Source organism: Kribbella sp. NPDC020701 (assembly GCF_055562215.1).
The window spans coordinates 58284-68457 of record NZ_JBVHFT010000015.1 but is presented as its reverse complement, the minus strand read 5'-3'; the positions used below and the strand labels follow the sequence as shown (position 1 = coordinate 68457).

13 protein-coding genes are annotated in these 10174 nt (G+C 69.6%); 10 read left to right on the top strand and 3 right to left on the bottom strand.

What is annotated here, in order from left to right; translation table 11 throughout:
- Positions 1 to 9: 9 nt before the first annotated feature.
- From ACZ3HV_RS31200 to ACZ3HV_RS31190, 3 genes are all read left to right on the top strand, one after another.
- Positions 10 to 1071 carry a nucleoside triphosphate pyrophosphohydrolase gene (locus ACZ3HV_RS31200; protein ID WP_465689433.1) on the top strand — a complete coding sequence of 354 codons (1062 nt, stop codon included), beginning with the start codon at positions 10 to 12 and terminating at the stop codon, positions 1069 to 1071.
- Between the two features lie 312 nt (positions 1072 to 1383).
- Positions 1384 to 2241 carry a phosphotransferase enzyme family protein gene (locus ACZ3HV_RS31195; RefSeq protein ID WP_465689431.1) on the top strand — a complete coding sequence of 286 codons (858 nt, stop codon included), beginning with the start codon at positions 1384 to 1386 and terminating at the stop codon, positions 2239 to 2241.
- Between the two features lie 86 nt (positions 2242 to 2327).
- Positions 2328 to 2552, top strand: coding sequence for a hypothetical protein (locus tag ACZ3HV_RS31190; protein ID WP_465689429.1), 225 nt, complete (start codon positions 2328 to 2330; stop codon positions 2550 to 2552).
- Positions 2553 to 2607: 55 nt separating this feature from the next.
- Here ACZ3HV_RS31190 and ACZ3HV_RS31185 read toward each other — a convergent pair whose 3' ends face one another.
- Positions 2608 to 2838 (bottom strand): hypothetical protein, encoded by a 231-nt coding sequence (locus ACZ3HV_RS31185; protein ID WP_465689427.1) that lies wholly within the window; start codon positions 2836 to 2838, stop codon positions 2608 to 2610.
- A gap of 121 nt (positions 2839 to 2959) precedes the next feature.
- Here ACZ3HV_RS31185 and ACZ3HV_RS31180 point away from each other — a divergent pair, with 121 nt between their 5' ends.
- Genes ACZ3HV_RS31180 through ACZ3HV_RS31155 form a run of 6 tightly spaced genes read left to right on the top strand, consistent with a single transcriptional unit; the run spans position 2960 to position 7439 of the window.
- Entirely contained in the window at positions 2960 to 3520 is a 561-nt protein-coding gene (locus tag ACZ3HV_RS31180) for a LysR family transcriptional regulator substrate-binding protein (RefSeq protein ID WP_465689425.1), read from the top strand.
- Positions 3517 to 4041 carry an RNA 2'-phosphotransferase gene (locus ACZ3HV_RS31175; protein ID WP_465689423.1) on the top strand — a complete coding sequence of 175 codons (525 nt, stop codon included), beginning with the start codon at positions 3517 to 3519 and terminating at the stop codon, positions 4039 to 4041. The genes ACZ3HV_RS31180 and ACZ3HV_RS31175 overlap by 4 nt, the downstream gene beginning before the upstream one ends.
- A 60-nt stretch (positions 4042 to 4101) precedes the next feature.
- Entirely contained in the window at positions 4102 to 5382 is a 1281-nt protein-coding gene (gene eno / locus ACZ3HV_RS31170) for a phosphopyruvate hydratase (RefSeq protein ID WP_360362373.1), read from the top strand.
- A gap of 14 nt (positions 5383 to 5396) precedes the next feature.
- The gene (locus ACZ3HV_RS31165; protein WP_465689421.1) at positions 5397 to 6005 is read left to right on the top strand and encodes an FtsB family cell division protein; all 609 of its coding nucleotides are present in this window, start codon (positions 5397 to 5399) and stop codon (positions 6003 to 6005) included.
- Positions 6002 to 6484: a DUF501 domain-containing protein gene (locus ACZ3HV_RS31160; protein ID WP_465689419.1), complete on the top strand. Its 483-nt coding sequence runs from the start codon at positions 6002 to 6004 to the stop codon at positions 6482 to 6484. Before ACZ3HV_RS31165 ends, ACZ3HV_RS31160 begins: the two co-directional genes overlap by 4 nt.
- Positions 6477 to 7439: a Ppx/GppA phosphatase family protein gene (locus ACZ3HV_RS31155; RefSeq protein WP_465689417.1), complete on the top strand. Its 963-nt coding sequence runs from the start codon at positions 6477 to 6479 to the stop codon at positions 7437 to 7439. Before ACZ3HV_RS31160 ends, ACZ3HV_RS31155 begins: the two co-directional genes overlap by 8 nt.
- A 93-nt stretch (positions 7440 to 7532) precedes the next feature.
- Here the strand turns inward: ACZ3HV_RS31155 and ACZ3HV_RS31150 are convergent, their stop codons facing one another.
- Complete coding sequence (locus ACZ3HV_RS31150) at positions 7533 to 8105, bottom strand: TetR/AcrR family transcriptional regulator (protein ID WP_360362385.1); 573 nt, start codon at positions 8103 to 8105, stop codon at positions 7533 to 7535.
- A gap of 134 nt (positions 8106 to 8239) precedes the next feature.
- On the opposite strand from ACZ3HV_RS31150, the gene ACZ3HV_RS31145 reads away from it, so the two are divergent.
- Positions 8240 to 9661, top strand: coding sequence for an MFS transporter (locus tag ACZ3HV_RS31145; protein WP_465689415.1), 1422 nt, complete (start codon positions 8240 to 8242; stop codon positions 9659 to 9661).
- On the opposite strand, the gene ACZ3HV_RS31140 is transcribed toward ACZ3HV_RS31145, so the two are convergent.
- Entirely contained in the window at positions 9641 to 10174 is a 534-nt protein-coding gene (locus ACZ3HV_RS31140; protein WP_465689413.1) for a flavoprotein, read from the bottom strand. The two genes, ACZ3HV_RS31145 and ACZ3HV_RS31140, sit on opposite strands and share 21 nt — an antisense overlap.

The window sequence follows — 10174 nt, the reverse complement described above, 5'->3', positions numbered from 1 at the left end:
GGCCGCCGCATGCCTGGTGACCCCACGGGCGGGATCACGGTCGTCCTGACCAGCCCGCGGGTGGCACCAGGCCTGCTCACCCGCGCCGCGTGGCAGGCCTTCACCGACGCCGACTCCATCGGCGCCGGCCCCGCTGGAGCTGGGCAGCTGCGGCCGGATGTGCAGGCGCTCGTCGGCTCCGGCTTGACCGTGACCCAGGTCGAGGGCAGCGTCGCCGAACACTGGGCTTGGTTGTCGACCGCGGCCGGCTCCGGCCGACAGGTCGCGTGGCTCGTCGGTGAGGATGGCGAGCCCGGTCTGCTCCGGGTCGTCGCCGACCAGCTCACGCGCGACCCGCGACCGCCGTACGAGGTGGAGATCCTGCACGGCTCGTACGACGTACCCGGCGCACGACTGATCGACCTCGTGCGCGTGATGGACCGCCTCCGCCGCAACTGCCCGTGGGACCAGGAGCAGACCCACGAGAGCCTCGCGAAGTACCTCCTCGAAGAGACCTACGAAACTCTCGAGGCCATCGACACCGGCGACCGCGCCCACCTCCGGGAGGAACTCGGCGATCTGTTGCTGCAGGTCGCCTTCCACTCCCGGATCGCCGAGGAGGACACCGACGACGGCTTCTCGATCGACGACGTCTCCGGCGACATCGTCGAGAAGCTGGTCCGCCGCCACCCGCACGTCTTCGGCACCGTCGACGCAGCCGACGCGGCCGCCGTCGAAGCCAACTGGGAAACCATCAAGGCCGCGGAGAAGCAACGCTCCTCCGTCCTCGAAGGCATCCCCCTGGCCCTGCCCGCGCTAGCCCTCGCCGACAAGATCCTCGGCCGCGCCGCCAAGGTCCTCTCCGCCGACGCGACGCCGGCGGCCTCCAGCGCCGAGCCCACACCCGTTGCGCCCGGCTCCGACGCAGAGCCGACGCCAGCGGCGCCTGGCTCCGAGGCCGAGCGCATCGGCGCGGAGCTGCTGGCCTTGGTCCGCGAGGCCCGCACGCTGAACGTCGACGCCGAGCAGGCCCTCCGGACCACCATCCAGCAGCTGGCCGCCGAGATCCGCGCCACGGAGTCCCAGCGCTGACCCGTCCGCCCCGCCGCCCAACGCCGACGCGGCATCCCGGGAAACGACGCGGACCTGCCACACTCACCAACCCCCGGGGTCAGCCGCCGAAGGGGCACGGCTGAGCGGCCCAGTCTCCGCCGCGCGCTGCTTGATGAGTGGCACAGGTCCGGTCATCTTCGGGAGGCGGACGTCCAGGCCATCACATTCGGCGAAGTTGGCCGTGGGTAGGCGGGGAGTCGTGCGCGCGGCCATCGTTGTGATGGCCTGGCGGTCCGGCTTGCGGCGGAGAAACCGGATGCTTGGCAGGCCCGCCGCTGGCAGGGTGGGCGCGTGGACGTCCCCGGAGTGCTGCAGGAGCGGTGGGGTCTCGAACCGGTGCGGCTGGAGGCGCTGACCGGCGGGATGGGGTCAGAGACCTGGCTCGCCGCGGCGGACGGCTGGCGAGTGGTCGTGAAGTCCGTGCACGCCGCGGACTCGGCGTTCGCGCCCGGCCTGGAGCTGGCCGTGCGGCTGGACGACGCAGGCTTCGTCACGGGCCGGCCGCAGGTGAGCCGCGCCGGCCGGGTCGTCGAACGCGTCGATGGTCGGCAGGTCGGCGTACTGGAATTCGTCGACGGTACGCCGCTGACAGGAGACGCGGCGGATCAGCGGGCCGTCGGGGAGGCGCTCGCCCGGCTCCACAAGCTGTCGAAGACCGCACCCGGTGAGCTGGAGGACTGGCTGCAGCTGGTGACCCAGTTCGAGCCGTACTTCGACCTGGAGGACTGGATCCGTCCGGCCGTCGAGAGCGCGCTGAACGGCGTACGGGCGTTCGACGACCTGACCTGGGCGTGGCTGCACGGCGACCCCGCCGCCGAGGCCTTCCTCCGCCAACCAGACGACACCGTCGCCCTGATCGACTGGGGCGCCGCAATGCACGGTCCCGTCCTGTACGACATAGCGTCAGCTGTCATGTACGCCGACGGCCAACCAGACCACGTCGTACCCGCCTACCTCCGTCAGCACCCCGACCTCGAGCAGGAGATCCGAGCCGGGCTGGACGCCTTCCTCCGCATCAGATGGTCCGTCCAAGCCGGCTACTTCGCCTGGCGCTGCGCCAACAACATCCGCACCGGCATCGCCGACCCGGCCGAGAATCGCAAGGGTCTCGCCGATGCCTGCCACGCCTTCGCTTCCGCGGACCGCTGATCGTGGTCAGCGGCTGGGCGGGTTCGGACGGGGATGTCGCGTAGACGGGGGCGGGCGGCAGCTTCAAGCTGCGCGGCGGGGCGATCGTGCGCGACGGCGACCGGATCCTGTTGTGTACCACTGACGATCAGGACGGCTGGTACCTGCCCGGTGGGAAGGTCGAGTTCGGCGAGACTACGGCGGCCGCGGTCGCCCGGCTGGTCGGTGGACTGCAGCCGCGCACGGTTTGCGGAAACAAGGGCCGCCAGGCGACCAGAACTTTCCGAGAAGGCGGTGTAGCTCACAGCCCGGAACGTCGACCCCCGAGGTGAGCGGCGCCGCTCAGCTGTGCGGCGGCGGGGGTGTGAGCGTGTTGGTGGGGCGGGGTTAGGTGTGGGCTAGGTCTTGGCGGATTGCGGTTTCGGTTGTGAGCCAGTTGTTGAAGAGGTAGCGGTGGGGGACTACTGGGGTGATCGCCGCGATGACGTCCGGCTTGTCGTCCACGAAGTGCGTGATGCCGAGTTCGGCGCAGTGGATCGCCTTCTCCGGCCGCCGCAGACAGAACCGAACGTTGCCCTCGGCAATCCCGGTCTGATCGAAGAACCCGTGATGCCGCACCACTCCAGCGACCGCTGCCGACGCCGGCGAACGGCTGGCCGCCTTCGCGAACGAGACGAAGGACCGCGCCGCCGACTTCCTGGAATCCCTCGACGCCGCGCCGCCGCGCCCGCTGGTACTGATGGCAGGGTCCGGTGCATATCTGTATCTGCTCGGCGAACCGATCCGGCGCATCCTCAGGAAGGGTCACGAGCTGCGGCTGCTCACCGGCGACGCGTCCGCCACGCTGGCCGCGGTCCGCGACGGTTCGGCAGACATCGGGGTCACCGCGCTCACAGTCCCGCCGGACGACCTCGAATGTGAACTGGTGGCGCAGTATCCGCAGACCCTCATCACCCGGGCCGATCACCGGCTCGCCGACCGGCGCAGCGTGAAGCTGAAGGACCTCCAGGACGAGGCGCTCGTCGTACCGCCGAAGGATCGGCCGCATCGACAGCAGCTGGAGCGGAGCCTGCTGGATCACGGCATCCGCTGGTCCGTCGCGGTCGAGGCCGAAGGGTGGGAACTGCTGGTCCACTTCGTCCGTCTGGGGATCGGACCGGCCGTCGTCAACGGTTCCGTGCGTACGACGGGCGCCGTACGGAGGATCCCGGTCAAGGATCTGCCGCCGATCCGGTACTACGTCGTCGCCCGTGCGGATCGGAGTGACCGGGTGGCCGAGCTGAAGGGGATGTTGGTGTGAGCAGGGACAGCCGGGCGATCTCCAGACTGCTCAGGCACACGGCGGGTGAGCGCGGTCTCACGATGAGTGCGGACGGTTGGGCGGCGATCGCCGACGTACTGAACCTGCTCGAGCTGCCCCGGGGCCGGCTCGACGCGGCGGTGATGGAGAACGACAAGCAGCGGTTGCAGGTGAACGGGGAGCGGATCCGCGCGTGTCAGGGGCATTCGCTCGACGGGATGCCGGTGACGCGTGAAGCCTTGGAGAACAGTTGGGAACGGGTGTACCCCGAGGACCTGCTCTGGCACGGGACCAATCGCGCCGCTCTGCCTGCGATCCACCGGGAAGGCTTGCGGCCAGGACGGCGTACGCACGTGCACTTGGCGTCGTCGAAGGACAGTCCGGTCGGGCGGCGTACGGCCGTAGAAGTCTTGCTGGGTGTGGATTCCGGCAATCTGGAGGTCTTTCGGGCGCCCAACGGAGTGTTACTGACGCGGGAAGTACCCGCGGATGCGATCGTTAGGGCCGACGCGGTCCACTGAGGCTGGTGGTCTGGAGGCTAGGCTCGGGACCGATTCGTCATCGAGAACTTGGGAGTCAATGTGGCCACCATCGAGGCCGTCGGCGCCCGCGAGATCCTCGACTCGCGCGGCAACCCCACTGTCGAGGTCGAGGTTCTGCTCGACGACGACACCGTCGCCCGGGCGGCCGTGCCCTCGGGCGCGTCCACCGGTCAGTTCGAGGCCGTCGAACTGCGCGACGGTGACAAGGCCCGGTACGGCGGCAAGGGTGTCCAGAAGGCGATCACCGCCATCCTGGAGGACATCGACAAGGAGATCGTCGGGTACGACGTCCACGAGCAGCGGCTGATCGACCACGCGCTGCTCGACCTGGACGGCACCCCGAACAAGGCCAAGCTCGGCGCCAACGCCATCCTCGGTGTCAGCCTCGCCGTCGCCAAGGCGGCCGCGGACAGCTCCGGCCTGCCGCTGTTCCGTTACGTCGGCGGCCCGAACGCGCACGTCCTGCCGGTGCCGATGATGAACATCCTCAACGGCGGCGCGCACGCGGACAGCAACGTCGACGTGCAGGAGTTCATGATCGCCCCGATCGGCGCGGCCACCTACGCCGAGGCGCTGATGCAGGGCGCCGGCGTCTACCACGCGCTGAAGGCGGTGCTGAAGGAGCGCGGCCTGTCCACCGGCCTCGGCGACGAGGGCGGCTTCGCGCCGAACCTGGCCAGCAACCGCGAGGCCCTCGACCTGATCGCGGTCGCGGTCGAGAAGGCCGGCCTCAAGCTCGGCACCGACATCGCCCTGGCGATGGATGTCGCGGCCAGCGAGTTCCACACCGACGGTGTGTACGCGTTCGAGGGTGGCAAGAAGTCGGCCGACGAGATGATCGCCTACTACGCCGACCTGGTCGCGTCGTACCCGATCGTCTCGATCGAGGACCCGCTGAACGAGGAGGACTGGGACGGCTGGAAGAGCCTGACCGGTCAGCTCGGCGACAAGATCCAGATCGTCGGTGACGACCTGTTCGTCACCAACGTCGAGCGGTTGCAGCGCGGCATCACCGAGAAGTCGGCGAACAGCCTGCTGGTCAAGGTGAACCAGATCGGTTCGCTGACCGAGACCCTGGACGCGGTCGACCTGGCCCACCGCAGCGGCTTCACCTGCATGATGAGCCACCGCTCGGGCGAGACCGAGGACACCACGATCGCCGACCTCGCGGTCGCGACGAACTGCGGCCAGATCAAGTCCGGCGCCCCGGCCCGGTCCGACCGCACCGCGAAGTACAACCAGCTGCTCCGGATCGAGGAGGAGCTCGACGACGCGGCGGCGTACGCCGGTCGCTCGGCCTTCCCGCGGTACCAGGGCTGACCTCAGGAGTTGACATGCCGTCCCGTCGGGAATCCGGTGCACGACCCGGCTCGCGTCCGTCGAGCCGGACCCAGTCGCGTCCACCGGCCCGACGGGGCGACCAGCCCAAACGCCGTACGACGGGGACCGCGCCCGGCCCGGCCCGCACCCGGGGCTCGCGTAACCTCACCGGCCGGGCGGCCGTCGTACTACTCGTGCTCGGCGCGCTGATCGTGTCGTACGCGCAGAGCCTGCGGGTGTGGTTCGACCAGCACCAGCAGATCACCGCGCTGCAGCAGGAGATCCGGGACCGGGAGAAGCGCGTCGGGGAGCTGAACGACGAGATCGCCCGCTGGAACGACGACGCGTTCGTGAAGGCGCAGGCGCGGCAGCGGCTCGGCTGGGTGATGCCCGGCGAGGTCGGCTACCGCGTGATCGGCGCGGACGGCAAACCGGTGGGCGCACCGCCGGAGCCCAGTGCGCCGCCGGACGGTACGACGGAAGCCCAGAAGCCGACCTGGTACACCAAGCTGTGGGGGAGCGTCGAGGGAGCGGGTAAGCCGCCGGCCCCGGCTGTGGCGCCGACCCCGGCCATGCCCACCCCGAAGCCGATCCTCACGCCGTCGCCTAAAGTGACCCGGTGAGCGTTAGTCCTGCGGACGAAGAAGCGGTCGGCAAACAGCTGGGCCGCACCCCGCGCGGCATCCGGTCCGTCGCGCACCGCTGCACCTGCGGCCTGCCCGACGTCGTCGAGACCGAGCCGCGCCTGCTGGACGGTACGCCGTTCCCCACCACGTACTACGTGACCTGCCCGCGCCTGGCGTCCGCGATCGGCACCCTCGAGGCCGAGGGCATGATGAAGGAAATGACCGACCGCCTCACCACCGATCCCGAGCTGGCTGCGCGGTATCAGGCGGCGCATGACTCGTATCTGGCCCACCGCGAGTCGATCGAGCACGTCGAGGAGATCGCCGGCATCACCGCCGGCGGCATGCCCACCCGCGTGAAATGCCTCCACGTCCTGGTCGGCCACTCCCTGGCCGTCGGTCCAGGCGTCAATCCGCTCGGCGACGAGGCCCTGGAAGCCCTGGACGACTGGGGCCGCCGAGGCCCGTGTGTCTGACGCCGCCGCGTCCGCCGCGTCCGCCGCGTCCGCCGGGACCGCGAGCCGCGTCGCCGCCGTCGACTGTGGGACCAACTCGATCCGGCTGTTGATCGCCGATCTGGTGGACGGCTCGTTGGATGAAGTCGATCGCCGGATGACCATCGTGCGGCTCGGCCAGGGCGTGGATGCGACGGGCGCCTTCGCACCATCGGCGCTGGAGCGAGTGTTCAAGGCCTCCGACGACTTCGCCGCAGCGATCCGTGCGGCCGGGGTCTCCCGGACCCGGTTCGTCGCCACCTCCGCGGCTCGGGACGTGAGCAACCGGGGCGAGTTCTTCACCGGGATCGCTCTCCGGTTCGGCGTGGAGCCGGAGATCATCTCGGGTGCCGAGGAAGCCGAGCTCACCTTCGCCGGCGCAACCGCCGGACTCGCCGCCCTCCACGTACCCGGGCCGTACCTCGTCGCCGACATCGGCGGCGGCTCCACCGAGCTCGTCCTCGGCGACGCCAACGGGGTCATCGCGGCCCAGTCCCTCGACATGGGCTCAGTCCGGATGACCGAGCGACACGTCACCTCCGACCCCACGACCCCCGGCGAACTCGCTGCCATCACCAAGGACGTGGACGCGCTGCTGGACAGCTCGACTGTCCCCATCCGCGAGGCCCGCGCCCTGATCGGCGTCGCCGGCACGGTCACCACCGTCGCAGCGGTCGCCTTACGACTGCCGGAGTACGACCGCGACGCCGTCCACCACGCCCGCCTCACCCAGGCCGACCTCCGCGCCGCCACCTCCTGGCTGACGAACTCCACCCGCGCCGAGCGTTCCGCCGTACCGTCGATTCACCCCGGCCGCGTAGACGTGATCGGCGCCGGCGCCCTCATCCTGCAACGCCTGTTCGACCGCATGACCGTCAACGACGTCATCGTCTCCGAACACGACATCCTGGACGGCGTCGCCCTCTCGCTCGGCTGATCAGGGCGCCTGTGGATAACCCACGGCCGCCAAGGGCCGTTCGCTGTACGCTCAAGTCAAAAGGAAGAACGCGCGCCGCCCGCACCGTGATGATCAGCGGGCGCGGACTCCGTCGAGGGCGATCTCCAGTACGCGCACCCGCTGGTCGTCGTCGACGAAGCCGGCTGCGGTCAGGCCGCTGACCATCCGGAGCAGGTCGTCGAAGCTGACGTCCGTACGCGCCTCGCCCGCGGCCTGGGCGCGTTCGAACAGCGGTGTGCCGGCGGCGTACATCGCCTCCCGGGCCGTCTTGAACCGGTCCGAATCGCGGTTCAGCGACTCCCAGATCGCCCGCTTCGTCGCGGCGTACTGGACGAAGCGACGCAGCCAGGTGGTGAGGGCTTCCCACGGCGGCAGGTCGGCGACGTCCTCGGCCGCGAGACAAAGCTCCTCGATCTCACCGAAGTACACGGCGTTGAACAGGTCCTGCCGGGTCGGGAAGTTCCGGTACAGCGTGCCGATGCCGACACCCGCCTGCCGGGCGATGTCCTCCAGGGACGCATCGGCCCCCTTGTTGGCGAACGCGTCCCGAGCCGCGGCCAGCAGCGCGTCGAAGTTCCGGCGCGCGTCGGCCCGCGCCGGGCGCCGTACGTCGACCTGCAGGGCCGGCCTGCTCTGTTCACTCACCACTCGATCACCCTAGTCAGTTGAAACCGGAGGCACCCCTCCGTTATAGTGGAGGCATACCTCGACTTTACCAGGCCGGGGAATTCTCGCGCCGCCGAGCGTGGCGCGCTCCACCCCTTTCGAAGGACTTCTGCATGCCTGAAATCAGGTCTGGAAACCCACGGCTGACGCTGGCGGTGCTGGCGACGGTCGTGGCGTCGTTCTCGATGTTGCAGTCGCTGGTGAGCCCGGCGCTGCCCGTCATTCAGCACGACCTGCACACGACCGCGAGCACCGTCACCTGGGTGTTCACCGCGCTGCTCCTGTCGGTCTCGGTGGCGACCCCACTGCTCGGCCGGATCGGCGATATGTACGGCAAGGAACGCACGCTGCTCCTCGGGCTGATCGCCCTCGCGGTCGGCTGTCTGCTCGCCGCGCTGGCCCCGAACGTCGGTGTACTGATCGGAGCCCGTGTGGTCCAAGGTGTCGGCGGAGCGGTGTTCCCGCTGTCGTTCGGCATCATCCGCGACGAGTTCCCGGCTGAGCGGGTGCCGTCGATGGTCGGCGTGGTGTCCGCGATCATCGCCGCGGGTGGCGGGCTCGGCATCGTGCTGGCCGGCCCGATCGTGTCGTCGCTCGGCTGGCGCTGGCTGTTCTGGATCCCGATGATCGTGATCGCGCTCGCCGCGGTCATGGTTCGCCGCTACGTCCCTGAATCGCCCAACCGGGTGCCCGGACGGATCGACTGGCTCGCAGCCACATTGCTGTCTGGCTGGCTGGTCGCGCTGCTGCTCCCGCTCAGTGCGGGACGGTCGTGGGGCTGGGCTTCATTGTCGACAATCGGATTGTTCGCGCTTGCCGTCGTACTGCTGGTTGCCTGGATCACCGTCGAACTGCGCTCGCGGAACCCGCTCATCGACATGCGCATGATGCGGCTGCCGGCGATCTGGACCACCAACCTGGTGGCACTGCTCTTCGGTGCGGCGATGTTCGCGGTGTACGCGTTCGTACCGCAGTTCATGCAGATCCCGAAGATCGCGGGCTTCGGGTTCGGCTCGAGTGTCACGCAGGCCGGTCTCTTGATGCTGCCGATGCTGGTCACGATGGCCGTCACCGGTTCGCTGAGCGGTCCGTTGGCTCCGCGTTTCAGCGTGAAGTCCCAGGTGGTCTGGGGTTCCGCACTGAGCCTGGTCGCCTCGCTCGCCTTCGCCGAGTTCCATGACGAGCCGTGGCAGGTCGCCCTGTCGACCGCGCTGTTCGGCGTCGGTCTGGGGCTCGCCTACGCCTCGATGACCAGCCTGATCGTTCAGAACGTCCCGCGCGAGCAGACTGGCGCCGCCACCGGCATGAACGCCAACATCCGCACCATCGGCGGCTCGATCGGTACGGCGCTCGCCAGCTCGATCATCACCGGCCACATCCAGCCCAGCGGCCTCCCCGCCGAGTCCGGCTTCACCGACACTTTCCTTCTCCTCTCCGCCTTCGCCGCAGCCGCCGTCCTCCTCGCCCTCGCCATCCCCAAGGCGCGACGTGTTGTGGTGCCGGTTGCGCAGCCCTCAGAGGAGCTGGTCGCCTAACCCTTCGACCGCTGCGAGAACCCTGTCCCACGGCAACTCCCGCCCGTTCTGTGTCGGCGGTTCGAGCAGCTCCCACTCCACGAGTACGACGCCTGCCGCGCGCAGCGTCTCCAGATGACCGGCCCACGCGGGATGCCTCGCGTGGGCCGCGTTCACGCGCGGGAACACGACCATCGGCGTACTCCCAAGGCCCTCCGAGAGCACACTCAACGCCTGGTTGTCTCCGATGCCGAGCGCAAGCTTGGCCACCGTGTTCGCACTGGCCGGCGCCGCCACGAACAGGTCGATCGGCGGGTGCGGCCGAGCCTCCCCGGGTCGCCGGGGCTGCGACCGCACCGGCAACCCGGTGATCCGTTCGAGCTCCCACCGCTCAGCCGGCGCCATCCATGCGGCCGCCGTCGGCGTGAGGGAGATGGCGGGCTGGTGCCCGCGCTCGAGAAGCGGTTCGATCAGCCCCACACGCAACTGCTCGACACCGCCGGTTGCCGACGCGACCACTCCGATGACGCTCAT

Coding starts and splice junctions, on each gene's coding strand:
- ACZ3HV_RS31180 (WP_465689425.1), top strand. CDS start 2,960: ATGGCAGGGTCCGGTGCATATCTGTATCTGCTCGGCGAACCGATCCGG.
- ACZ3HV_RS31140 (WP_465689413.1), bottom strand. CDS start 10,174: ATGAGCGTCATCGGAGTGGTCGCGTCGGCAACCGGCGGTGTCGAGCAG.
- ACZ3HV_RS31145 (WP_465689415.1), top strand. CDS start 8,240: ATGCCTGAAATCAGGTCTGGAAACCCACGGCTGACGCTGGCGGTGCTG.
- ACZ3HV_RS31165 (WP_465689421.1), top strand. CDS start 5,397: ATGCCGTCCCGTCGGGAATCCGGTGCACGACCCGGCTCGCGTCCGTCG.
- ACZ3HV_RS31200 (WP_465689433.1), top strand. CDS start 10: ATGCCTGGTGACCCCACGGGCGGGATCACGGTCGTCCTGACCAGCCCG.